Raw genomic sequence first — 23,416 nt, 5'->3', positions numbered from 1 at the left:
CCACAGATGAATTTAGGAGTTTGAACTAGCGTCTAAAATTGTGGGTTCTCCACACTCATAACGTCAGGGGCTTGTATCCGTTTCTGGATGGGTTTGCTCATGAAAGCCGGTCAGCTTTGGGATTATAGTAGCTTGATAGTTGTGTGTTTATGTGTCAACCAGTGAGTGTAACTAATTCTGCTGCACTTTGGCAAAATATGATGATGGACGATCGCTCTTTTATGATTTCTCCTAACCTTTCAACGATTTACCGCGGCATCAGCGAGATTTTTCCCGATCGACCTGATTCTAGCAACCCTGAGGAAAATTTAGCCCAAATGCTGGCAAAAGTCGATCGGCCGTTGCGAGTCAAACTGGGAATCGACCCAACAGGGACTGACATTCACTTGGGGCACAGCATTTGTTTCCGCAAGCTGCGGGCGTTTCAGGATGCCGGCCACACGGCGGTACTGGTCATCGGAGATTTTACCGCAAGAATTGGCGATCCGACAGGGAAGTCGGAGATGCGCGGACAGTTGACGGCCCAACAAGTGGCAGAAAATGCCAAGACTTATTTAGACCAAGTGCGTCCGATTTTAGATTTTGACACGCCGGGACGCTTGGAAATTCGCTATAACTCCGAGTGGCTGTCAAAATTGGACTTGGCGAAGATTTTGGAACTCCTAGGCACGATGACGGTGCAGCAGATGCTCGCTAAAGAGGGATTTGATAACAGGATGCAGCAGGAAAATGCGATTTACCTGCACGAGTTTCTGTATCCCCTAATGCAAGGTTACGATTCAGTGGCCTTGGAAGCGGATGTGGAGTTGGGGGGAACTGACCAAAAGTTTAATATTGCGGTGGGGAGAGATTTGCAGCGGCATTTCGGGATGAAACCGCAGTTTGGTTTGCTGATGCCGATTTTGATCGGGACTGACGGGGTGCAGAAAATGTCGAAGTCTTTGGGCAATTATGTGGGTTTGTCGGAAGACCCGCTGACTATGTATTCTAAGTTGGAGAAAATTGCTGATAGTTCGATCGCCCAGTATTTTGAACTATTGACAGATTTGCCACTTGATGAATTGCCAGAAAATCCGCGAGAAAAACAGAAACTTTTGGCTGTGGAGGTGGTGCGCCAGTATCGGGGGAAGGAAGCAGCCGATCGCGCGCAACAAGATGCAATGGCGCTGGTTAAAGGTGCTGCGGGACAAGCTGATGCTGTGGCGGAGTTTTCTTTGGCAAGCGTGCAGTTTCCGGCTAAGTTGTTTTATATTCTGAGTGCTAGCGGGCTTTGTAAAAGCAGCGGTGATGCGCGGAAGTTGATGCAGGGCGGTGGGGTGAAGTTGGAGGGCGATAAAGTTTCTGATGTTAACCTTACTTTTGAATCACCTGCTGATTTATGCGGTAAGGTTTTGCAGGTTGGGAAGAATAAGTTTGTGCGATTGGTGTCTTGAATCTCTTTTTTAACCGCAGATGAATACTGAAGATGAACGCAGATGAACGCTGATAATCGAATTATTGTTGCTTTGGATGTTTCGAGTCAAGAAGAGGCGATCGCACTTCTTGACAAACTCCCGCAAGTATCTTTCTGGAAAGTGGGTTTAGAGCTATTCGTTAGCTGTGGCCCGGCAATTATTGCGATTCTGAAAGAGCGGCAAAAAATGATTTTTCTGGATTTGAAGTTTCACGATATCCCGAATACTGTTGCCGGTGCTTGTCGGGCTGCGGCTAAGTACAATGTGGATTTATTGACAATTCATTCTACTTGCGGTAAAGATGCTCTGAAAGCGGCACAGTTGGCTTTGACTGAAGGGGCGGCGGCTGTGGATAAACCGAGTCCTAAATTAATTGCAATTACTCTGTTGACGAGTTTGAATTCCAGACAGTTGGCTTTTGATTTGAAAATACCTTTAGAGTTACCAGAGTATGCTTTGCACATGGCATTGTTGGCTAAGGAAACGGGTTTAGCTGGGGCTGTTTGTTCTCCGCAAGAAGTGGAACAGTTAAGAATGAGTTGCGGGAATGATTTTCTGTTAGTTTGTCCGGGTGTGCGTCCCAAATGGGCCGATGGAGGGGATCAAAAGCGATCGATGACTCCAAAGGCGGCTTTAAAAGCTGGTGCGGATTATCTGGTGATTGGGCGGCCAATTACTGCTGCGCCCGATCCGGTGGCGGCTTTTGCGCGTATTTGTGAAGAGTTGGAGTAACAATAGGAATGTTGTTTTTTACCGCCGATAAACGCCGATGAACGCCAATGGAATTTTATCTGCGTTCATCTGTGTTTATCTGCTGATATCTGCGGTTGCAACTCCGACTTGGGCAGTTAATTTTGTGACAAATCATACTAACAGTATAAATGCCAGTCGGTATGGTTTGTTAGTGCGATCGCCCTGTCCCGCTGATTTAGAAACTTTGGTCGATCGTCTGTTGCAAGATTTGCCGAGTTATGCTAATCGCGTAATTGTGCGATCGCACTTTTCTCCTAACACTAACACACCGCCCGGTTACGCGCTGCCTCAAATAATTTTAGCCGGCAGCCCCGAGTTTGAACCGTTACCTTTAAATTCTGGGGATGCACTTCCTGACAATGCCCGTCAAGTTTTTATTACTACTTTGGAACGCCAGTATCGCGGGGGAAAACCAGTCGAAATTCAGCAATATCATTGGTTATTTTTCACTAAAACCGAGAACGGCTGGGAGTTAGCAAAAATCGTTTCTCGGTTTGGTACTGCGACGGATATTCGTCCTTTATTAGGTCAAGATAGTGAAAGCGAAATTGCTGAGGCTATTCGTTTGTGGTTGCGCGATTGTCATGCAAAGAGAGCGGGTTTTTGAGATTGTGGGTAAACAGCAGAGATTGTTGGTGAAACCCGCCGCGACAAATCCACAAGAAAAATTGATTAGAATTGCTCTTTTAATTCCTCTAGTTTAGCCTTGATTAGTTGCATATCTTGCCACATAAACCATTTCGGACTTTCCGGTTCGCGGGAGGGGTTTCGCAGCAAGTACGACGGGTGAAAAATTGGCATACACAAACGATTTTCCCATTCAATCCACTGACCTCTAATTTTACTAATGGGCCGCTTGTCGCTTAGCAAACCTTTCAGGGCTGTTGCACCGGTTAATAAAATAATTTTGGGGTCTAAGATGCGAATTTGTTCGAGCAAGTAAGGTTTGCAAGCTTCGATTTCTTTTGCTGTCGGAGGGCGGTTGTTGGGAGGGCGACATTTGATGACGTTGGCAATGAATACGTCGGTTTCTGCACTCAATCCCACGGATTCTAAAATCTTATCTAACAGTTTGCCCGATCGCCCGACGAAGGGCAATCCGGTTTCATCTTCGTTTTGTCCGGGCGCTTCTCCCACAATCAAAATTGAGGCTTGAGGATTGCCGCGCCCGATGACGGCGTGAGTGCGGCTGTTGCCCAATTCGCAGCGGTAGCAGCGGTTGCAGTGTTCGCCGATTTGTTCCATATTTTGATAAGTGCCCGGAGGAATGGGAATTTTGGCATTTGCTGGTATTGACTCTGTTTGGAAAGTGGCACTTTGATTGTTGTCAAAAAGGCTCAGTTGCAAGTCGCTGGACATAAATTTTACAATTAGGGAGATTTTTTTGAGTCTAGAGTTTATAGTTTAGATCGGGTTTGGTGATTTGAGATTGGCTCGATGGTTTTATGCAATGCTGTCGATTCACGCTCGGGATAGCTACGCCGCGCGTACAATCCCAAATTAACACTCGCACAATCTCACATGACTAGCGCCAAAGAAACCCGGTTTCTGGGAGAAATCTTGGTTTAGCAGCGAAGTATCTGCCAAGAAACCGGGTTTCTGACTCGCAAATTTCCAATTGTTTGGTTGAGCTCGTACAGGCAGGAATATGTTGTCTAACCCGTTTTTTGACGATCGCGCCGATGCAGGCGAAAAACTGGCCGAGGCAGTTGCAGACGAGCTCGGCAAGTTGAATTTAACTGCACAGGAAGCTGTGAAACCGATTGTTTATGCCTTGCCGCGCGGGGGTTTGCCGGTGGCTGTACCTATTGCGCGCCGCTTGGGCTGTCCTTTGGATGTGGTTGTCGCGAAGAAAATTACTCGCCCAGATAATTTAGAATTGGCGATCGGGGCTGCAACTGCTGACGGTCATGTTCTCTGGCAAAAGCAAAAGCAGCCTAATTTGCGCTTGCAAAAATCAGCACTCCAGCAGGCTCAAAATAGCGCTCAATCTCTGTTGGCGGATTTGGCTTCTGGGCGGCCAAATGTCAGCGCGGCGGGGGCTTTGGCGATTTTGGTGGACGATGGCATTGCGACGGGGATGACGGTGGCTGTGGCGGCGCAGGCTTTGCAGTCGCAGCAACCGGCGGCTTTGTGGATTTGCGCGCCCGTCGCGCCGGCAGATTTGATGGGATTTTTGGCCCAAATGGGCGATAAGTCGATCGTTCTGGAGAATCCAGACCCTTTTTACAGTGTCAGCCGCTTTTACGCGCAGTTTCCGCAGGTGGAGACGGCGGAGGCTTTGGCGTGTTTGCAGCGACAGATTGAATGGCGATCGTAGGTTAAGCTGGAAGGCTACATCCAAAAGCTCGATCGCGAAAACATGAGACCTTGGGAATATTGGTTGGACACTTTGATTCTGTCTGCTCAGCACCATCCGCCTCGGTTTGTTGAGTTGGTAATGTTGACTTTGGCGATGATTTTGCTCGGGCTGTGGAGTTTAACATTGCAGTGGCAGTATTTAACGCTTTCTTTGAGTTATATCATTGGTTCGTCTTTTTCAATTTTGGTGCGGGAATCGATCGGGCCGCGGCCTCAATTTCAGTTGACTCATCTGACGGCTTTGTTGTTATTAATTATCAGTTTTTATAGTTTTGCTGAATTGATTAGATAGTTAAGGGAGTTTTGAACGAAGCGAAGACGCTAAGGACGCGAAGGAAGAGGAGAGAAGATCGAGAGTTCACAAATCATTTGTGATTGTTGTATAACTTGATTTCTTAGTCCGCTTGGAGTGGACATCGTTTGTGTAGAGGCGATTTCAATCGCTAACTCTTATCTACTGATTCGATTGATGCAAAATTAGACGGTTGCCGGCGGGATCGAAGGCATAGATTTCTAGACCGTGAGCCGCTTTTATAATTTCTCCGGCGGGCGGATATCCTAAGGCCCAAATTCGGGCGATCGCAGTTTCGATATCGCTGACTTCCAAACACAAACTCATGCCTGTTTTTGCTCGATTTGCAAATTCGGATTTGTGGGAGTCTTTGGGTTTGAATATGCCGAGTCTTAAACCGGGGAGTTGAAATTCAGCATAAGTATTGGGAATGTAAGGGTTTGGTTCTAGGTCGAGAAATTTGGTGTAAAATTTAACTAGAACTTCTTTGTCAAGGTCTGCTAAAGTTACTAGGGCGGCTCTGTACTGGAAACTCATATAGATAGGGAACTGGTAATTGGTAAGGGAAATTAATAACAGGCAAATCGCTAAAATCCGCCAAGTCGTCCGACTATTTTGATTTTACCTTGTGGATCGCTTTTAAGTATCACTGCTTCGCCGCTTTGGGGAACAATATTTGTAATCGCTGTAATATTTACTTGATGCGTTACGATAATAATCGCGCCTTTTGTGTTGCGGTTTTCAACAATCAATTTGCGGATTGGATCTGTTTGTCGGGCTTCTTGGCTGCTGTCGCTAAAGAACGAGTTCAGCGCTCTTAACGGTTCGACTTTGCCTAAATTTATCAATTTTGCTGTTTCCAGACACCGACACCACTGACTTGATAAAACTCTGGCAATTTTGATGTTGCGGTTGCGAAATTCGGCTCCAATTTGCTGGGCTTGTGTTCTTCCCTGGGCTGATAAGTTGCGCTGGGTGGAACAGTCGCCCAATTTAAAGTTAGCAGGATCTCCGGTTCCAGGGGCGATCGCGTGCCGCATTGCAACTACCAACCCTGTCTCGCCCCGCTGCAACAATTTCCAGCCCGCTTGAGTTTGCGCGTTGGTTGCTGCGTCAGAAGTTGCAGTTGCATTCATTATGCCGATCGACAATACTAAAGCTAGCGAGCCGAAAAACCATTTCCTGTTGAGGTGAATCCGCGCAGCCATTGTTCCAGAAGCTAGAAATTATCTTATCATATTGTAATACAACAAATATTTCTCTATGGAACTCACCAATTTTATTGCTCTGTCTGTGATTGTTGTCGCTGCGCTGGGGATTGGCATGGGAACAATGACTTGGGCTTACTCCGGGAAGGGCAGCATTTCTGTACTGTTTAAAGAACCAATTTTAAACTCGCCAGAATTTCCGGCTACCGACGCAGGAAGCAAAGCTGCGGTTTATTTCCAAGCTGGAATTGAGGCTTATCAGTCGGGAAATTACCGCAAAGCTCAAGATAAATTTACTAGCGCCATACAACAGGTTTCAACGGCAGAGGCTTACCACAATCGCGGCTTGATTTTTGCGAATTTGCGATCGGATGGCGAGGCTGTGGCAGATTTGATCCGTGCGAGCGAATTGTACCAACAGCAGGGGAATGGAAGTGCGATCGACACGATCAAACAAAATCTTGAAGCGTTGAAGCAGCGCAAATTAGAACGAGAAAAAGAAAAAGCAGTAGCGACATAAATTAGTAGGTTGGGCCCGTGACACGAAACCCAACCTATAGTTTTGGTCTGAGAAATCCGGTTTCGCGCTCGATGTATCGTGTTCAACCTAAAATATTTGGGATAAACTGGGTTTGTTGACAGAATTATGATTAAAGTTGATCCTCAAAATTTAACGCGATCCCGAAAAGCTAAATTTTTCTGGTATCTTCTATTTTGTCGATTTGAGAAATCAGCATTTCTCGGCTAAATGCCACAACTCGATAATTAGTAATTGGATCGTAAGCTTCCCACTCTTGAGTCACTTCGCTATCTTGCCACAAAAACCATTCCCGGTAAATTTCGCCGTCATCAATGTCGCCGCACAATCCCAGCCAATCATCTCCTGCCATGCTGTCAAAGTCTCCTCCTACTAAGTCAATCCAAGCCGCAGCAATACAAGATTCAATAGCACTCTTATCAAAAGCAACTACGTTAGACTGAACGGAAGTTTCGGGAAAGCAAAGTGTGGATTTCATACGCTGTACCTGAATGTCATGTTATTAATTTATAAAAAATTCCTCAACGGTAGCGATCGCACAATGCCGCTATCCCAACCTCCACAGTTCCCACCTCAAAAAACTTTGACCCTCAAAGCGCTCAAGTCCTTTTGCTGTATAACTTGAGAGCGCTTTGAGTCGAGTCGCGGCAGAGGCCAAAGTCAGCCAATTTGCCAAGTGGCACAGCAGAAAGCCCGTGAAGCGAAGCTATCGTCCGCTGGAATCGCCCGAATATTATTTCAGGCAAAGGCGATCGGGCGAGCAGAAGCGCAGACAGCGCGATTGCCAGTTATATACTTGGTACGTTGGGGAGTTTCAGTACAGTTTTTGTGGTAAAATTAGCTGTTACCGGACTTTCGTACCGACAGGGCGGTTTTGTTAACAGCTTTCCCACGGTGGTGCGATCGCAACTTTAGATTTATTGTTGATTTTGAGCTGAAGCCCGATCGACTGTTAAGGGAAAAAACTATGGAAGCAACCAACCAAGACAGAATTATCACTCTGACAATCCACTATACCAACGGCAAACAGCAAGATTTCGAGTTCATTCCGCCAGAGGTAAGAGTAGGAGAGCAAGCAAATTTAGGCACTCGCCTGCACAAAATGTTGACAGCCGATCCGATAATTCTTGAATTGGCAGATAAACTTGTAGTTATCCCAGTTCACAACATCCAAAGTATTGAAATATCGCCGGTTCCTCCCAAGTTGCCCGAAGGTGTCCTTCACCCAATGCGAGAAATAAAGAAATAGGTAAGCTGTTGCGGCGCATCTAAAATGAACTTTTCGGGCGGGCAGGATGCCCAACCCCTACTCCCCACAAGAGTTTTAATCAACACAAATTTAGCAATAAAAGGCTCGGTAACTTAATTAAAGCTAACCAGATTTAAATAAAAAAACTTATTGCTTGCAGTGACACGGTATCTCGTGTGAGTGAGGAGAATAATTGCAGGTTTCGCAGACTTAAACTTACCCTAAAAAAATGCTAGAACTCCACTGTCACACAACTTATTCCGATGGAACTCTCACCCCAGCCGAACTCGTAGCCGCCGCCGCGTCTTCCGGGGTTCGCGCTTTAGCCGTCACGGATCACGATACGGTGTCGGGTTGGGATGAAGCCTTTGCCGCCGCTGCTTTGCACGGTATAGAAATAGTCCCCGGACTTGAACTCAGTACAGTGCACAACGGCAGATCATTGCACATTTTAGGTTTTTATCCAGACCGAAATAAATTGCAAATTCCTTTGAATGCTCGCCTGGAAGGACGGTTTCGGCGATCGCAAGAAATGGTAGACAAACTAGCAGCAATGGGATACGCGATCGAACTACCAAAAACATCATCCCCAGGAATGGCACCGGGAAGGCCTCACATTGCTAGCGCGCTGGTACAAGCAGGTTACGCCAAATCATCGCGGGAAGCCTTCGATCGCTGGCTGGGAGATGACGGCCCGGCTTATGTTCATTACGAGAAATTCTCGATCGTCGAAGGCATTGATTTACTGAAAAGTTGTGGCGCAGTACCAGTTTGGGCTCACCCTTATTTATTTCGCGGCGGCGCTGTTGAGGAAGTCTTAAAAGAATTAGTAGATGCTGGTTTAATGGGAGTTGAAGTATACCATCCCAGCCACAGTTCTAGCCAAATCCAAAAGTTGAAAGATTTGTGTCTTCATTACGGTTTGCTGATGACAGGTGGCAGCGATTATCACGGCCCAGAAATAGAAAGAAATGAAAGAAAAGGTGTTGAAACTACTCAATTGAATATGCTGCATATACCGTTAGAATTGCTCGAACCGATTAAAGTTGCAGCGGCGAGTTTGAAGTAATAAGTGTAGGGTGCGTCAGTTTATATCAGAGTAAATCGAAATAATCAAGTCATTCTGACGCACCCTACTAGGCATCGTGCAAAAGTAGAAAACAATCTGAAAATTATCTGCGTTTATCTGTGTGTATCTGCCATCATCTGCGGTTTCTGTATCAATCAAATATTGTGCAATAGGTATACTAAAAACAGAGAAAAATTAAACCCAACATAAATTAATGTGAAGTGAGCGAGTAACTTCTGTTGAGCTAATGTTAGGGTAGTAGTAAGATTCAACTACTCAGTGGAGCTGATTATGAGTACAGAAGACAGAGCAAAGGCGATCGGCAAAAATGTAGAAGGCAAAGCTCAGGAAATTTTCGGTAACATCACCGGCAACAAAAAAGACCAGGCTGAAGGCAAAGCGAAACAAGCGGAAGCCGCCGCCCGCCACGCAGCAGAAGATGTGAAAGATGCGGTGAAAAATCTGACTGACAAGGCCAAAAGGGCGATCGACAAATTGTAGAAACTGCGTTATACCAAATCCTGGCTAATAGAATTCGCTTCATATCAAATCCTGTGTCATCAATTGGGTTTGATATGATTTATTTTTTGAATTTGCATAAACTGGCTGACTTTTGCGATATCTCTTCAAAAGCACAATGGAGAAGTCCCTATTGTAAACCCGCCCCCACCCAACTCAACCCTAAAATTCATTACAATGAATCAATGGAAAATATCTAATTGAAAAGACATGACTCAAAATAATTTACTGTCTCGCATCTCAATCGACTCGAATATCTGCTTTGGCAAACCCTGTATTCGCGGCCATCGCATCTGGGTTTCTCTGATTCTTGACTTTCTCGCTAGTGGAATGACTTTTGAAGAATTGCTTGAGGAATATCCGGGAATTGAACGAGAAGACGTTTTGGCTTGTATTGCTTATGGGGCTGAGTTGGCAAGAGATTGTTATGTGGAAATTCCTGTGGGTGAAAAAAAGGTAGTTTTAAAGTGAAGTTAAAACTTGATGAAAATTTGGGAAGCATCCGCGTTGTTTCGCTTTTACGTTTAGCTGGGCACGATGTTGCGACTGTACGGGAACAAAATTTGAGTTCAACAGCGGATGGATTGTTGATTGATATCTGTCGGAGGGAAGGTAGATGTTTGGTGACTTTGGATAGGGGGTTTGGCAATCGCCTCCGCTACAATCCTTCTGATTATTCTGGGATTGTGTTACTGCGTCTGCCTTCTCAAGCGAAACCGCCAGATTTGCAAGCGGCAGTAGAAATATTAATTCGCGGATTGGATGCGGCAGAAGTTACGGGTAAATTGTGGATTATCCGAGGGGAACAGCTTTTGGAGTATCAAGCAATATCGGAAGATGAATCTGACTAAAAAATTCAAATAAAGGAGTTATGCAAAGTAACCCGGTTTCTACGCAAAGAATATCGATGTTGATTCTGTGTTTGGTAATGAGAAAGGGGGTAGCAAACCCGGATTTAGTATCATGAGTTTAACAGTCCTCATAGCGAGGACTTTCGCTATGAGACAGGGAATTAATTCCCCGTCGGACTTTCGGCTAAACGCGCTATTTCACCTACATTTATCCCCGTTCACCTGCGCTTAAAAATCCGGTTCCGCGGCCAAAAGCCCGATCGACAAATCCATCTGTTCCTTCCCCCGCGCCAGAAAACCTTCGCACTCCTGCAAGCACTCAACAGCCACCGCAAACTGCTCGAAAACCTCCTCTAGAGGCAATTCTCCCGATTCCACCCGATCGATAATCGCTTCAATTCGATCGACCGTTTCCTCATAATTCCAGCCAGACTGGCGCAACTGCGAGTTAACCATAACATTTATTCTGCATCCAAAACTTCTACAATCTTAACCTTCAGCACGCCCCGGCTCAACCTCACAGTCAACTCCTCACCCAATTCCAAACCGTCAGTTGTGCGGACAATCGTACCGTCACCTTGGATTACCGCCGCATAACCCCTTTGCAATACCGCCGCCGGATCTAGGGCGGATAACTTTTCTTGCAATACCTCCAGTTTACCAGTTGCTTGCCGCAAAGTTCGGGATGTCGCAGGCAAACGTTTTAATCGATTTTGTAACAGTTGCAAATGCTCTTCTTCCTGCTGAAATCTGGCCCGCACAACACTTGCTAAATTGACCATTCTCTGCTTGTGTTCCCAGTAAAGGTCTGCTAAAATTGGTACGGCTTGAGCAGCCGCCGCAGTCGGAGTATGGGCTCGTTTATCTGCTACTAAATCGGCGAGAGATTCGTCTCTTTCGTGTCCGATACCTGTAATAATTGGGATTGTGCAATTGGCGATCGCCCTGACAACTCTCTCATCATTAAAACAAGCCAAATCCTCCGCAGAACCGCCGCCGCGCCCTAAAATTATGACATCAGCCCTACCGTCCAATTCTACGCGGGCGATCGCCCTGACGATCGCAGCAGCAGCCAATTCTCCCTGCACTCCTGTCGGCGACAGCAACACCCGCAAACCCGGATATCTTTGGGCTAGAGTCCGCTGAATGTCTCCCCAAGCAGCGCCGGTATCGGATGTCACCACGGCCACAATTTGCGGGTGTGCGGGAATCGGGCGCTTTCTGGCGGGATCGAAGAAACCCTCAGCATCCAAGCGATCTCGCAATTGCTGCAACCGCAAAGCCTGCAACCCTTCCCCACCCGGTAGCGATTGCACAACAGTCAACTGGTACTCGCCGCGATTTTTGTACACCCGGATGCTTCCCAAAACCAGCAACTGTTCGCCTTTTGCCGGCATTTGCACCAATTTTTGCCGCTGAGAATTCCACACCACGCAGCGAATCGCAGCGCTTTTGTCGGTGTCGCACAGAGTGAAAAAGCAGCCGCTGGGGTGGTGCGAAACGTTTGACACCTCGCCGATCAGCCAAACTGATTGCAGGTTGCGATCGCCCTCCAACAAGTCTTGCAGGTATGATGTTAGTCCGCCCACCGACAATGTTGTATCGGGAAGAATTGAATTCATTAAACAATTTTAGATTTTAGATTGTAGATTTTAGATTTAGGCTACTATATCTAAGGTATTTATTTGTAGGTCGATCCTCTTCGAGGGCTTCTCTACGGGCGATCCTAAATCAACTGCAAACAAACTAATGATATCAGATGTCATGACTTCGATGAATATGCTGCGCCAAGAGGCTGCGGCGATCGGCATTAATGAGGCCGAAGCCCGAAAATATGGCGACCTCCGGCATAAAAGAACTTGGTCTTTGGCGATCGAACATCACCTCTCGATGCAAGATTTTGCCGGTGGCGCAGAATCCGATTCTGACAGCGCACTCAACCACTCTCAGACTGAAGAGTCGAAAGACTGCGGCATTCAGCTAACGGCGAACCTGGGCGAATCTAATGTCAAAATTGAGACCCGAACAGCATCTCTTGCTTCGCCACAACAGCAAAGAATTGCGAGCGGGCGATCGCAGAACAATTCCGACCACCGCAGCAACCAAAACCGAGGTTTTAAACAAGTAGTTCAAAACCACATTAAAGCCTTAACAATTGCCTCAGCCTCCCGTACAATTCTGATAAATTCACAATTCAGCAATTGGGTTTGCCCTGAGTGCTACCCAGAGGGCGAATTGGGTTGTCACCTGTGTGCCGGAGAAGGCTATGTAAGCGACATTGCAGCTATTGGCTGGACGCTAGCTTATATGGAAATGTTGGGCTGTTCAGCTCGCGAAATCGAACCGCTCAGGAAATTTTCGCCTGCTTCCGAAACTCTGGAATTAAATTTAAAAGTTTGTGTTGCTATTAAACAAAGTACCGAAGTTTTAGCCCGTACAGAAAAATGGGTAATTCAGTTGACAGTTGACAGTTGACAGTTGACAATTGACAGCACTTGACAAAGGAAGTAAGAGGATTGGATTAATGAATAGTCGGATTTTAATTTCTCCCTACAAGGCTTGGGGCTTTAAACCAATTCTTTCTGGTAATTGGTAATATCAAATCATCATCCTCTCATTTCCTGTGGCTGACAAACAATACCGATTCCAGTCCTTTTAATGCAACTTCTAAATCATCGTTGATAACTTGGAAATCGAATTCCCCCGCAGCTTCAATCTCCTCTTTAGCCCGCAGCAACCGACGGGCGATCGCACTTTCGGAATCTTGACCCCGACTCCGCAACCGCCGTTCCAATTCTTCCCAAGAAGGAGGTAAAATAAACAGTCGCAAAGCCTCCGGGAACTTATTTCTAATTTGCCTTGCTCCTTCGAGTTCAATTTCCAGCAATACCGATTTTCCCTCGCCGATTCCCTGCTGGAGAGCAAAATATGGAGTACCGTAAAAATTGCCAGCAAACTGGGCCCATTCTGCCAACTCGCCAGCCTCAACCATTTCTTCAAAGCGGCGGAGGCTGACAAAATAGTAGTGCTTTCCCTCAATTTCTCCCTCGCGGGGCTTACGAGTTGTCACTGATACCGAAAGATATAATTCGGGATGGCGGTTGAGGAGCGATCGCACTAAGGTGCCTTTCCCCACACCGCTAGGCCCCGTCAGAACAATTAATTTACCGGGTTTCATTTTTAGAATAGAAACGTGTAACAATTTGAGTTTTCGCTTACTCTATACTGTAAGTGTTCAAATTGCAACTGACAAACCTCAATCATCCCGACCTTGACCGTCTTTGCTGAGCGCAAAACGATTAGCCACCGTTTCCGGCTGAATCGCCGAGAGGATGACGTGACTCGAATCTGTAATAATTACCGCTCTCGTGCGACGGCCGTAAGTAGCATCAACCAGTTGTCCCCGCTCCCGCGCATCAGTAATTATACGCTTAATTGGCGCTGACTCGGGACTGACAATGGCAATCACTCGGTTAGCAGACACAATATTACCAAAACCGATATTAATTAATTGAATATCCATGAAAATCTTAATCTATGGGTGAACGAGCAACTGTTATTCCTTACTTATTATTATATATACAAAGATTTTTTATGACAAGTTTAAAATTATTCATAACTAAATTTTTTAGTTTTTACCTGCATTTTTTTCTATTTTTTGATGTCGAGTCCGCCCGTCTTTATCAAAAATTTAAAAACCTACCGCTTTTGACCGCTCTATATTAAAGATTCGGTAAAATTGTCTATTTTTAGTTGCTCATAAAAGCATTAGCTGTATCGAGACCCAGCCTGTAAATGTTGCGAAATGTAAACTTAATTTGAGGTGGGAGCAGAAGTTAAGTATAATCACTGATAAAATAACAGGAAATACTCCTAAATTGCTGTTTCTACTGACAGTAATAATACTGGTGTTGCTTTGACGGACACTCCAGCTAATCTAAAAGCTGCTGGCGATTGGGTCCGCGAGGGATAGCTGCGCCGCACTTTTTGCCCAGTTTTACATAAAAAGATTGGGGATGATGTGTCAAACTACAGATGTTTCTTGCATGATGTTCTACAATTAGTACAGCCTGTAACTTGATGGCGGATACGGAGAGAATTTCAGTCCACCCTAAAATTCATTTTGGCAAACTTTGCATAGCAACTACGCGCATTACTGTACAAAGTGTTCTCGAATTGCTGGCTGAGGGACTTTCATTTGAAGAGATTATTCGAGACTATTATCCAGATTTGCAGGTAGAGAATATTTATGGCTGCGTGCGGTACGCTTAAATTATCGTTTAGGAAATTCACGCTACCGAAAAGACGGTGAATCAGGCTCATTCAACTCTGCAAAAGCTACTTTTACGCACGCACAAACATCTTTCCAATCACGATCTGATAGATGCCCAATCCGAACCAAGTTAGCAGACGGCGGTAGAGTGACGATGAAGCTGCGGAAAACGGATGCAACCCTTCAGTTGACAGTTGACAGTTGACAGTTGACAGTTGACAGTTGACCGCTTGAGGGCGACCTCTACCTGGAAGTCCGAGGATGGGATTAATGAATAGTCTGATTTTAATTTCTCCCTACAAGGCGGGCGGGCTTTAAACCAATTCTTTCTGGTAAACCTGCTGCGACCCAATCCTCAAGAGTACAGTCTGTAGCCCCTAGATCCGTCGTTTGTTCTCGCTGTCAGGGAAAAGCATAGATGCGTACTGTAAAGAGAAGGTTGTTATATCGGTTCGATCGTCCTCAGTCCAAGTATCGCTTCGATCGATAACCGACACATTTTTCTCAACTAAATCGTTGAGTATAAGATTCGCTAAGCGCAAACGTTCCGTCAGCGACAAATTGCGGACAACTTCAGTATAAATTTCTCGAGCAGTCGTTGGCATAGTAAAACCTCCTGTCCCTTATCTTAACCTGAATCAGCCGTTTTGTGCAGCGAGGCGAAGTAAATTCAGCTAAAAACCGGAATTAATGCAGATAAATTTACCTGCATTAATCCCGGTTTTTACACAGTAGATTAAGCCGCAGCTAAACCGCTGTGTCTCAACAAAGCGAGGGTGCTCGGTTCGCGTCCCCGGAAAGTTTTAAACACTTCCATCGGGTGCAAACTGCCGCCCAATCCTAACACTGTATCTCGGAAGCGCTTGCCTGTAGAGGCGATCGCACTTTCATCTTCCAAACCAGCCTCCTCAAACGCCGCAAAAGCATCAGCGCTGAGCACTTCCGCCCATTTATAACTGTAATAGCCCGCCGCGTAGCCGCCCGCAAAAATGTGTCCGAAAGCGCACAAAAATGCGTCTTCTTCCAGAGGAGGCAAAACAGTCGTAGTTTTAGCGATGCGCTTGCGGACATCCGCCACAGTTTCGCTGCCGCCCGATCGGTAGCGGTGGTGCAATTCGATATCAACGCTGCTAAGATGTACTTGCCTGAGCATGGCACTGCCGCTCATGTAGTGGCGCGCTGCTAGCAGCTTTTGGTAATAGTGTTCCGGCAAACTTTCCCCGGTTTCGTAATGCTTTGCCATCCCGAACAAAGTCGCGCGATCGTAACACCAATTTTCCATAAATTGACTGGGCAATTCCACCGCATCCCACTCAACATTATTGATGCCCGAAGCCCCAGGATAGTCTACCGTTGTCAGCATATGCTGCAAACCGTGACCGAATTCGTGAAACAAAGTTTCTACTTCCACAAAAGTCATTAAACTCGGTTTCCCGTCAACCGGAGGGCTTTGGTTGCACACCAAATACGCCACCGGCAACCGCGTTGTTGTCTTGCCCGCTTCCACAAATTTAGCGCGCACCACGCACTCGTCCATCCAAGCACCGCCGCGCTTTTCCTCGGGGCGGCTGTAGGGGTCAAGATAGAAATTGGCGATCGTATTTCCGGCTTCGTCATCTATTTGGAAATAGCGCACATCTTTGTGCCACACAGGAGCTTGACCGTCCGCCGCCGTTACTGTCACGCCGAACAGCCGCTTTACTAATCCAAATAACCCCTCCAATACCTGCGGCAACGCAAAATAAGGGCGCAATTCTTCAGCACTAAAAGCAAACTTTTCTTCCCGCTGCCGTTCCGACCAAAAACCAATATCCCAGTGCTTCAAATCCCCAGCTTCCGGCGCGCCTTTAGAGGCAGCAAAAGCTTTCAACTCTTCTAAATCTTTGATAGCAGCATTGTAACTCGCTAAGCGCAATTCTTCTAACAAAGCTTCCACTGCTGTAACGTTAGGAGCCATTTTGCTCGCCAAGCTCAATTCCGCATAACTGCTAAAGCCGAGCAAAGCAGCTTTTTCGTGACGCAGTGCTAAAATGCGATCGGTCAAAGGCCAGTTATTCAATTCTCCACTGCTTGCTCTGCTGATAAAAGCTTTGTACAACTTTTCGCGCAAATCGCGGCGAGTGCTGTGCTGCATGAAAGGGCCGTAACTCGGAAAGTCTAAAGTAATCCGCCAAGGGCCGTTTTCGGCATCCGCATTTTCTGCGCCGGCGCTGCGAGCGGCTTGAGCTGCTAAACCCAACAAACTCGGCGGCAAACCGTCAATTTCGTCTTTATTTGTGATGGTGATACTGAAAGCTTTGGTAGCGTCGAGGACGTGATTGGAAAATTGGGTAGTAATTTCCGCCAATTCTAATTGAATGGCATTGAAACGCTCTTTTTGCTCGCCTTCTAAACCGACGCCGGAGAGTTGGGCGTCTCGGATGGCGGCTTCGACAATTCGCTGTTGAGCTGACTCTAAGCTGTCCCAATTTTCGATCGCCCGCAGCGCTTTAAAACCTTCGTAAAGCGGTTTGCTTTGACTGAGCTTGCTCCAAAATTTTACTACTTCCGGCTGCACTGTTTCGTGGGCCGATCGCAGTTCCGGGCTATTTTTCACCCCCATCAAATGTCCGACAATGCTCCAGCTCCAATTTAAACGCTCTCCGAGCCGCTGCAAGGGTTCTACTAAACCGCTCCAAGTCGGCTCGACAGAGGCTTCTAAGGTGGCTAGCGAGGCTTCTAGTTCGGTCAGCAGTTGGGTAATGGCAGGGACTACGTGTTGGGGTGCGATCGCGTCAAACGGTGGCAATCCTTTGCCAATTAGTAACGGGTTATCAGTAACAGTTACGGTTGCAGTCATTTAATTTTCTTGTAACAGGTTGAAAACAGTTGAATTAGACAGATTACCTTTTCAATTTGTAACACAGTTGTCGAAAAAGTTGGACTCCTGCCGAGAGATGGAGAGAGGGGGAGAGGGGGAGAAGGGGAGAGCGGGAGAGGGGGAGAGGGTCTGATGGGGAGAAGGGGAGAGTGGGAGAGTGGGAGAGTGGGAGAGTGGGAGAGTGGGAAAATCTTCCTTCTGACTACTGACTAATGACTGATGACTAATCACTAATCACCAATCACTAATCACCAATCATTAATCACTAATGTCAACTGTCAACTGTCAACTGTCAACTGTCAACTGTCAACTGTCAACTGTCAACTGCCAACTGTCAACTGTCAACTGTCAACTATCAACTGTTTTGCAACTCCTTGACAACCGAGATTAAGCGCTTGAGGTGAGGTTTGACAACTTCTTGTTGCTCGTGTTCCAAACGGTGGATTTGAGCTTGGACTACAGACAAATCCGGCGTCGATTGCTGCGCGGGAGCTTGCACTTGGCTTTGCAAATTGGCCATGACTTTCTGGATTTCCAAAAATCTAGTATTTACTACTTCCCAGTCGTCTCGGGTGAGAGCAGTTTCTGTCAAACTTCTCGTCGCGCTTTGGAGTTGTTCTATAGCCTGTTCCACAGCTTGGAGATTCGCCGGTTGGCCGATGGATAAATCTTGCATTTGTTCCCTCACCTGCTGGCGGACATCGAGCACAGCAGACGCGACAATTTCTTGCAAAGAAGCTACCGACTCTCCCAAACTCAGCAACTGCCGCTCAATGTCTATAGACTCCTCAAAAGCTGCATTCCTAGGCAATGCAGCCATTTGCTGGCGCAGCGCTGCAATATCTGCTGACAACTGCCTCCGCAATTTAACAATTACCGTCACCGCCGTTTTTTCGACCTTATTTACAGATTTTTGTACTTGGGCCAGTTCCGAATTTTGATGAACCCGCACTTGCTGCTCGAATCGATATCGGTTAGCCACATTTAGCGACAAAGCCAAAGTTAGGGGAGCCACTCCGTAAAAAGCTTGACCCGACACAGCCACCGCCAGGGAACCCACACCAGAGGCCGCCAGAGAGGCGTACTCTGCCACTTCCAGCCAGTGTCTTTGAGGAAAACTTGGCCGACTGTGGTTTCTAGCAGAGGGGTTTGGCTTCCGCACGGCTCTTTGGGTCATAGTATTTTCTCGTTGTTGGTAAGGTTGCGAGACTGGGTGGAGCATTCATTTATATCCTTTTTTCAGTTATATGTTTTAGATTATTTCGGGGCACTCTTCTATTTTTACCTGATTAAGTAAGTTAAGGATGACTGACATATTATTATGTATTTGCTTGTGGTCTTGCTGTCGCCCACAATTGGGGCTGTTAAAAGCTGAACCCCAAGGCGCCCTCTATTTTACAGGACGCGGGCGCGATCGGGTTCGCGCGATCGACAATCGCTGCCCAGGCCAGTCGATTTTCCATTTTTAGATTTTATATTTTAGATTAAAAATGCCACCTACTGACGGCGATCGGAGTTTTTAGCCGATCGGGAGTTGCATTTTTGTTCGCGCATTGGTATAATTTACTCCTTCTCAATTTCCCGGAGCGACGAATTTACAGCAAAAATTGACCGATGAACTCAGAAAAACCCGGAATTGCCGATCGGCTAAAGTCTATTTTCAGTATCACAATCTTTATTATTCTCGTACTAGGCGTCGGCTTTTTAAGCGTGAATTTTATTTCAGCTCTCTATGCCAAATTTGCTTAAAATTAGGACTTACCCACGGGTGTCCAGAAACCGGGTTTTTTGCGAGAATATTTCATCGCAGCCACAGATTAGGTAAAAACCCGGTTTCTGTAGTTGGCGGCACTTTAGCTACGCGAGATAGATATTGGTACAACATCTCCGTTACAATCCTTTGATATACTGCTTCAGTACAGGTGACAAAGTGTAAAGACTTTCCTGTTTTTCGATCGAGCAGCGCCGCGATAGAGATTGCAAGGCATTTAGCAAATCGGATGATGATATTTGTCCATGTTGTAGCAATTTGGCGAAGTTGACTGGCTGGTTTTCTGTCACCAACAATGACATGACTTGTTTTTCTAGTTCGGAAGTGCGATCGAACTGCTGCTGCAAAACATCTTTCAAATCTTCCGGCAACAATATGGTATCATCTATTAATAACTCTGCCGCGCCGATTCCCAACTCTTGAATCAAAGTCGCCACGCTTTTTAACCATAACGGATTGCCTTGGTAGCGGTGAATGAGTGCTTCGCAGTTATCAATTTCTGTTAATCCTTTATCTCTCAGTATTTCCCGTGCGGCTGCGGTGTCTAAGCCAGTCAGTTGTAAGGTACGAATGGGAGTATTTTCGCTGGTGAGTTGAGGCACTTCTTTGGGCGGTTCCCAACCGATTAGCAGAAAACAACAGGGATGGGATAATTTTTCTATCTGTTTGAATAAAGAGCGATATTCTTCGTATTCTTGTTTATATTTTCCTGCTAATTCGCCGCTACAGAAAAGGTTGTGAACGTCATCTAAGACTACTAAACAGCGATGCTTTTGTAAATACTTAATCAGCGGTAAGCGTTTCTGGTTTGTTGGCGAGGAATCTAGGTTTTCTGACTGGGAAAAAAGCTGTGTTAGGTTAGATTGAAATTTATCGATGGTGGGGAATTCGTCTAGTGTGAACCAAGCTGCGTATTCAAACTCGTGTTTGATTTGTTTTACGAGTTGTACTGCTAGGGATGTTTTGCCGATGCCGAGTCCGCCGGTGAGGGTGATGAGGCGACAGTTTTGTTGTAGAATCCAGGTGGTGAGGGTTTGGAGTTCGAGGGTGCGATCGAAGAAGTCGCCCAAATCCGGCATCTCACTTAAATCTTGATGTACAATTTTAGTTTGTTTTGAGTTAGATTTTTCGTCATTATCTGGATGTGACTTTGATATATCTGGCGAGTGTGTATCTTCTCCACAGGTGTTAAAATTACCACTGATGTGTTGTTCGATGACGTTTTGTGTAAAGTTTGAAACATTAGAGACTTGGAACCTTTGAATTGCCGATCGTAAATTAGATTTACTGACATCTTCCCCTAATTCTTCTGAAAGTATCTGCCATAATTGCGAAGCTGCATTCCTAACACGACTTTCAGAACAGTCAAAGTCTTTGGCTACGTGCTTGTATGTCTCGTGTTGTAAGCTTCCTTTCACTACCGCTTCTTGTAAATCGTCAAGGTGCTGACCAGTTTTCTCGAATACTATCTTATCGACGAGATTTAACACTTCTTTAAGACTCATTGGGTTAAGTAGGTACAAGCATTTTGCATATTATAGCACAATTTTAGACTTTTTAGGATATCTTTAGATGTTTTAGTATTAAATTCAAATAATTAAAGCCGGGAAAGTTTAGCGGCAAAATAGGATATTTAGGGACTAGACACATCTTTATTTATAAGACATAATGACCAAGTATAAATTTTAAATTTATACTTCTTTCAACTGGTAATAATCATGCGTCATTAAGAAAACACTCAAAATAGGTGTAAGTGACATGAGCAGCATAAGAGTTTTTATAGATGGCATTATCTACTCACTTCAATGGTTTGGTGGATTAATTACATATTGGAATAATGTAATTCTTCATTTGGGAATTTTGAATGAACACCAATTAAATTTAACAATGAGTCTGGGAGATAATAATTACTTTGATAGCCACCCAATAAGCAAGTATTTAAACTTAGTTAATCAGGAAGATAGACAAGAGTGCGATTTGTTTCATTCCACATATTATACTTTGCCACAAAATAGGAAAGCCAAACAAATTTTAACATTCCACGATACAATTTATGAAGATTTCCCAGATTACTTCATTTATGAAACCAACTTCAAAAACTTTATGAAACAAAAGAAACTTTGTGTCCAACTAGCCGAGCATGTGGTTGCTGTTAGCAATACAACAAAAGCTTGTCTATTACAACATTATGAGATTAACCCTGAGCGAGTTACAGTAATTCATCATGGAATTTCAAGTGTTTTCCATAAGTCAAATCTTATTGGTAAAAAAACAGTCATAAAAAATATAACTAAGTTTTATTTGGACAAGCCTTTTTTACTTTTTGTTGGAGGTAGAAGGTACTATAAAAACTTCATTTTGCTGCTCAAAGCTTTTGCTCTCTCGAAAGTCAATCAATATTTCAACCTTGTAGTTGTTGGAAGTGAGCGTAGTTTCTTTGAGGAAGAAATGAAAATAATAGATAAGTTCAAATTAAAATCAAAAGTTAAACTACTAGGGTTTATAGAGTTGGAGGAATTGGTATCTATATACTTATCAGCCTATGGTTTTGTTTTTCCAACAAGGGCTGAAGGCTTCGGTTTACCGCTACTTGAAGCAATGGCTTGTGAAATTCCAGTAGTATGTTCTGACATACCAATTTTGCGAGAAGTTGGCGGGGATTCTCCAATTTATTTTAATCCTCACGATGTAAATCATTTAGTAGAAGCAATTGAAGAATTAGTATTTAGCAATTCAAAGGAGCGCACTTTCAAAGGAAAAGAAAGAAGCAGAGAGTTTCAATGGTCAAAATCTGTCAATGAGCTTTTTAAGCTTTATACCAAAATAGGTAAAAAATTATGATGAAGCCATCTCAATTCAATTTTCGTACTCACTACTTACCCACTAATGAGACATTGTTGTTTAACACATTGACTGGCGCATTTTTTGCTCTTGACACAGAAACGATTGCGAAAGTCGATCGCATCTTTAACACTGGTGAAAGTTGCAATGACGATCTACTAGCTCAAGAATTAACTGAACAGGGTTTCCTTGTTCCCGATGAATTTGACGAAGTTGCAGTTGTTTTAGAACGAAGCAGGCTTGGCATTAGAGATAGTAATCGACTAGATGTCATTGTTATGCCCAATATGAACTGTAACTTTGCCTGCCCATATTGCTATGAAGATCATCAAAAATCAGCGATGAATGATGAAGTTGAGCAGCGCCTCGTTACTTGGCTTGAAAAAATGATTCCCCGTTTTAAGGTGGTTCTAATTAGTTGGTTTGGGGGTGAACCCCTTTTGAGCTATGACACAGTTGTGAGAGTACAAGAAAAAGCTCGCAATCTTTGTCAAGCATCAGATGTGAGCTTTTCCTCTCATATAACGACTAATGGCTATCTTCTCAGTCATGAACGCTCTCAAAAATTAACTGATTTGGGCTTGTACAGCTATCAAATAACTATGGATGGTCCTCCTGAAATCCACAATCGCATGAGGGTTTTACGCGGAGGTGGGGACTCATTTGATCGTGTAATGTCAAATGTCTGTTCCTTGGCAAAAACGCATCCAAAGGTTAGTATTAAGCTGCGAATCAATTACAACGATTCCAATATAAACACAATTCCTGACTTACTGCACCTATTTCCTGAAGATGTAAGATCGAATCTCAACATTGTTTGTGAACGTATCTTTGGTGAAGAATATGGAAAGTTTGTAGATCCAATGCCAGAGCGACAAGTAGCTACCACTGTGGAAGATGTTTATGAGTATGCCCGTCGCTTAGGTTTTGCCGTTACAATGAATGATTTGTCACCCGGCAAACTCACATATTGTTATGCTGACAGGATTAATCAATTTGTCATCAATTACAATGGTGATGTGTTTAAATGCACAGTTGGTAAGTTCAAAACAGAAGATCGTTTAGGATTTTTGGGAAGTGATGGCCCAATTATTTGGGAAGGTGAAAGATTAAATCAGTGGAATTCGATTACGGCATTTGAAGATAAATGCTTGTCATGTACCTTTATGCCTATGTGCATGGGAGGATGTCGTAAATTAAGGGGAATTGAAGGAAGTGTAGGTGAAGATTGCACACTCCCCTTTTCAGGACTAGATAAACGCCTACAGCATCGTTATGCTATAGAATGCGGTCAAGACATCAACCTCATTATAGGCAAGTAAAAACTTTGTCTGTAGCGAGTCTAGTGTGATGTTCAACTAAATCAAAACAAAGGAG

Annotated in this window: 29 protein-coding genes; 17 read left to right on the top strand and 12 right to left on the bottom strand. The window is 44.9% G+C overall.

The annotated features are described in order from the left end of the window. Nucleotides 1-200: 200 nt before the first annotated feature. The 3 genes from tyrS to QUB63_RS03325 are packed head-to-tail and all read left to right on the top strand — an operon-like array spanning nucleotide 201 to nucleotide 2,814. Complete coding sequence (gene tyrS / locus QUB63_RS03335; RefSeq protein ID WP_332943733.1) at nucleotides 201-1,433, top strand: tyrosine--tRNA ligase; 1,233 nt, start codon at nucleotides 201-203, stop codon at nucleotides 1,431-1,433. Between the two features lie 42 nt (nucleotides 1,434-1,475). Next, a complete protein-coding gene (gene pyrF, locus QUB63_RS03330; protein ID WP_332943382.1) occupies nucleotides 1,476-2,186 on the top strand; it encodes an orotidine-5'-phosphate decarboxylase in 711 nt (236 codons plus the stop codon). Nucleotides 2,187-2,223: 37 nt separating this feature from the next. Next, nucleotides 2,224-2,814, top strand: coding sequence for a hypothetical protein (locus tag QUB63_RS03325; RefSeq protein ID WP_332943381.1), 591 nt, complete (start codon nucleotides 2,224-2,226; stop codon nucleotides 2,812-2,814). Nucleotides 2,815-2,879: 65 nt separating this feature from the next. Here the strand turns inward: QUB63_RS03325 and QUB63_RS03320 are convergent, their stop codons facing one another. Further along, a complete protein-coding gene (locus QUB63_RS03320; protein WP_332943380.1) occupies nucleotides 2,880-3,566 on the bottom strand; it encodes a uracil-DNA glycosylase in 687 nt (228 codons plus the stop codon). A gap of 289 nt (nucleotides 3,567-3,855) precedes the next feature. Between QUB63_RS03320 and QUB63_RS03315 the strand changes: the two genes are divergently transcribed. Together QUB63_RS03315 and QUB63_RS03310 are read left to right on the top strand one after the other, a co-directional pair. Continuing rightward, nucleotides 3,856-4,527, top strand: coding sequence for a phosphoribosyltransferase (locus tag QUB63_RS03315; protein ID WP_332943379.1), 672 nt, complete (start codon nucleotides 3,856-3,858; stop codon nucleotides 4,525-4,527). A 63-nt stretch (nucleotides 4,528-4,590) separates the two neighbouring features. Beyond that, nucleotides 4,591-4,860 (top strand): hypothetical protein, encoded by a 270-nt coding sequence (locus QUB63_RS03310; protein ID WP_332943378.1) that lies wholly within the window; start codon nucleotides 4,591-4,593, stop codon nucleotides 4,858-4,860. A 162-nt stretch (nucleotides 4,861-5,022) separates the two neighbouring features. Here QUB63_RS03310 and QUB63_RS03305 read toward each other — a convergent pair whose 3' ends face one another. Continuing rightward, the gene (locus QUB63_RS03305; RefSeq protein ID WP_332943377.1) at nucleotides 5,023-5,397 is read right to left on the bottom strand and encodes a VOC family protein; all 375 of its coding nucleotides are present in this window, start codon (nucleotides 5,395-5,397) and stop codon (nucleotides 5,023-5,025) included. 50 nt (nucleotides 5,398-5,447) lie between these two features. Continuing rightward, entirely contained in the window at nucleotides 5,448-6,068 is a 621-nt protein-coding gene (locus QUB63_RS03300) for a histidine phosphatase family protein (RefSeq protein WP_332943376.1), read from the bottom strand. A gap of 55 nt (nucleotides 6,069-6,123) precedes the next feature. Between QUB63_RS03300 and QUB63_RS03295 the strand changes: the two genes are divergently transcribed. After that, the gene (locus QUB63_RS03295) at nucleotides 6,124-6,588 is read left to right on the top strand and encodes a hypothetical protein (RefSeq protein ID WP_332943375.1); all 465 of its coding nucleotides are present in this window, start codon (nucleotides 6,124-6,126) and stop codon (nucleotides 6,586-6,588) included. 169 nt (nucleotides 6,589-6,757) lie between these two features. Here QUB63_RS03295 and QUB63_RS03290 read toward each other — a convergent pair whose 3' ends face one another. Continuing rightward, nucleotides 6,758-7,084 carry a hypothetical protein gene (locus tag QUB63_RS03290; protein ID WP_332943374.1) on the bottom strand — a complete coding sequence of 109 codons (327 nt, stop codon included), beginning with the start codon at nucleotides 7,082-7,084 and terminating at the stop codon, nucleotides 6,758-6,760. 154 nt (nucleotides 7,085-7,238) lie between these two features. Between QUB63_RS03290 and QUB63_RS03285 the strand changes: the two genes are divergently transcribed. From QUB63_RS03285 to QUB63_RS03260, 6 genes are all read left to right on the top strand, one after another. Then, nucleotides 7,239-7,487 carry a hypothetical protein gene (locus tag QUB63_RS03285; RefSeq protein ID WP_332943373.1) on the top strand — a complete coding sequence of 83 codons (249 nt, stop codon included), beginning with the start codon at nucleotides 7,239-7,241 and terminating at the stop codon, nucleotides 7,485-7,487. An 86-nt stretch (nucleotides 7,488-7,573) separates the two neighbouring features. Continuing rightward, entirely contained in the window at nucleotides 7,574-7,855 is a 282-nt protein-coding gene (locus QUB63_RS03280; RefSeq protein WP_332943372.1) for a hypothetical protein, read from the top strand. A 229-nt stretch (nucleotides 7,856-8,084) separates the two neighbouring features. After that, the gene (locus QUB63_RS03275) at nucleotides 8,085-8,924 is read left to right on the top strand and encodes a PHP domain-containing protein (protein ID WP_332943371.1); all 840 of its coding nucleotides are present in this window, start codon (nucleotides 8,085-8,087) and stop codon (nucleotides 8,922-8,924) included. A 291-nt stretch (nucleotides 8,925-9,215) separates the two neighbouring features. After that, complete coding sequence (locus QUB63_RS03270; protein ID WP_293251539.1) at nucleotides 9,216-9,425, top strand: CsbD family protein; 210 nt, start codon at nucleotides 9,216-9,218, stop codon at nucleotides 9,423-9,425. Between the two features lie 228 nt (nucleotides 9,426-9,653). Continuing rightward, nucleotides 9,654-9,914, top strand: coding sequence for a DUF433 domain-containing protein (locus tag QUB63_RS03265; RefSeq protein WP_332943370.1), 261 nt, complete (start codon nucleotides 9,654-9,656; stop codon nucleotides 9,912-9,914). Then, nucleotides 9,911-10,294, top strand: a complete 384-nt coding sequence (locus QUB63_RS03260) for a DUF5615 family PIN-like protein (protein WP_332943369.1) — start codon at nucleotides 9,911-9,913, stop codon at nucleotides 10,292-10,294. The genes QUB63_RS03265 and QUB63_RS03260 overlap by 4 nt, the downstream gene beginning before the upstream one ends. 228 nt (nucleotides 10,295-10,522) lie before the next feature. Here the strand turns inward: QUB63_RS03260 and xseB are convergent, their stop codons facing one another. Together xseB and xseA are read right to left on the bottom strand one after the other, a co-directional pair. Then, nucleotides 10,523-10,750: an exodeoxyribonuclease VII small subunit gene (gene xseB, locus QUB63_RS03255; RefSeq protein WP_332943368.1), complete on the bottom strand. Its 228-nt coding sequence runs from the start codon at nucleotides 10,748-10,750 to the stop codon at nucleotides 10,523-10,525. 5 nt (nucleotides 10,751-10,755) lie between these two features. Next, a complete protein-coding gene (gene xseA / locus QUB63_RS03250; RefSeq protein WP_332943367.1) occupies nucleotides 10,756-11,916 on the bottom strand; it encodes an exodeoxyribonuclease VII large subunit in 1,161 nt (386 codons plus the stop codon). A 127-nt stretch (nucleotides 11,917-12,043) separates the two neighbouring features. Here xseA and QUB63_RS03245 point away from each other — a divergent pair, with 127 nt between their 5' ends. Next, the gene (locus tag QUB63_RS03245; RefSeq protein WP_332943366.1) at nucleotides 12,044-12,769 is read left to right on the top strand and encodes a hypothetical protein; all 726 of its coding nucleotides are present in this window, start codon (nucleotides 12,044-12,046) and stop codon (nucleotides 12,767-12,769) included. A gap of 139 nt (nucleotides 12,770-12,908) precedes the next feature. Here the strand turns inward: QUB63_RS03245 and gmk are convergent, their stop codons facing one another. Together gmk and remA are read right to left on the bottom strand one after the other, a co-directional pair. After that, nucleotides 12,909-13,472, bottom strand: coding sequence for a guanylate kinase (gene gmk, locus QUB63_RS03240; RefSeq protein WP_332943365.1), 564 nt, complete (start codon nucleotides 13,470-13,472; stop codon nucleotides 12,909-12,911). A gap of 78 nt (nucleotides 13,473-13,550) precedes the next feature. Further along, complete coding sequence (gene remA, locus QUB63_RS03235) at nucleotides 13,551-13,817, bottom strand: extracellular matrix/biofilm regulator RemA (RefSeq protein WP_293251527.1); 267 nt, start codon at nucleotides 13,815-13,817, stop codon at nucleotides 13,551-13,553. Between the two features lie 557 nt (nucleotides 13,818-14,374). On the opposite strand from remA, the gene QUB63_RS03230 reads away from it, so the two are divergent. Next, entirely contained in the window at nucleotides 14,375-14,566 is a 192-nt protein-coding gene (locus QUB63_RS03230) for a DUF433 domain-containing protein (protein ID WP_332943364.1), read from the top strand. Between the two features lie 378 nt (nucleotides 14,567-14,944). Here the strand turns inward: QUB63_RS03230 and QUB63_RS03225 are convergent, their stop codons facing one another. From QUB63_RS03225 to QUB63_RS03215, 3 genes are all read right to left on the bottom strand, one after another. Continuing rightward, nucleotides 14,945-15,172, bottom strand: a complete 228-nt coding sequence (locus QUB63_RS03225; RefSeq protein ID WP_332943363.1) for a hypothetical protein — start codon at nucleotides 15,170-15,172, stop codon at nucleotides 14,945-14,947. 131 nt (nucleotides 15,173-15,303) lie between these two features. Further along, the gene (locus QUB63_RS03220) at nucleotides 15,304-17,406 is read right to left on the bottom strand and encodes a M3 family metallopeptidase (RefSeq protein WP_332943362.1); all 2,103 of its coding nucleotides are present in this window, start codon (nucleotides 17,404-17,406) and stop codon (nucleotides 15,304-15,306) included. A gap of 376 nt (nucleotides 17,407-17,782) precedes the next feature. Continuing rightward, the gene (locus QUB63_RS03215; RefSeq protein WP_332943361.1) at nucleotides 17,783-18,604 is read right to left on the bottom strand and encodes a hypothetical protein; all 822 of its coding nucleotides are present in this window, start codon (nucleotides 18,602-18,604) and stop codon (nucleotides 17,783-17,785) included. A 437-nt stretch (nucleotides 18,605-19,041) separates the two neighbouring features. Between QUB63_RS03215 and QUB63_RS03210 the strand changes: the two genes are divergently transcribed. After that, nucleotides 19,042-19,176 carry a hypothetical protein gene (locus QUB63_RS03210; RefSeq protein ID WP_332943360.1) on the top strand — a complete coding sequence of 45 codons (135 nt, stop codon included), beginning with the start codon at nucleotides 19,042-19,044 and terminating at the stop codon, nucleotides 19,174-19,176. 141 nt (nucleotides 19,177-19,317) lie between these two features. Here the strand turns inward: QUB63_RS03210 and QUB63_RS03205 are convergent, their stop codons facing one another. Then, nucleotides 19,318-20,703, bottom strand: a complete 1,386-nt coding sequence (locus QUB63_RS03205; protein WP_332943359.1) for an NB-ARC domain-containing protein — start codon at nucleotides 20,701-20,703, stop codon at nucleotides 19,318-19,320. A 253-nt stretch (nucleotides 20,704-20,956) separates the two neighbouring features. On the opposite strand from QUB63_RS03205, the gene QUB63_RS03200 reads away from it, so the two are divergent. Beyond that, nucleotides 20,957-22,039: a glycosyltransferase family 4 protein gene (locus QUB63_RS03200; protein ID WP_332943358.1), complete on the top strand. Its 1,083-nt coding sequence runs from the start codon at nucleotides 20,957-20,959 to the stop codon at nucleotides 22,037-22,039. Next, nucleotides 22,036-23,361 carry a radical SAM/SPASM domain-containing protein gene (locus tag QUB63_RS03195; RefSeq protein WP_332943357.1) on the top strand — a complete coding sequence of 442 codons (1,326 nt, stop codon included), beginning with the start codon at nucleotides 22,036-22,038 and terminating at the stop codon, nucleotides 23,359-23,361. Before QUB63_RS03200 ends, QUB63_RS03195 begins: the two co-directional genes overlap by 4 nt. Nucleotides 23,362-23,416: the final 55 nt, after the last annotated feature.

This window comes from Microcoleus sp. ARI1-B5 (assembly GCF_036705795.1).
Lineage (GTDB): Bacteria > Cyanobacteriota > Cyanobacteriia > Cyanobacteriales > Microcoleaceae > Microcoleus.
The sequence above is the reverse complement of the archived record's forward strand: the minus strand, read 5'-3'. Positions and strand labels throughout refer to the sequence as shown.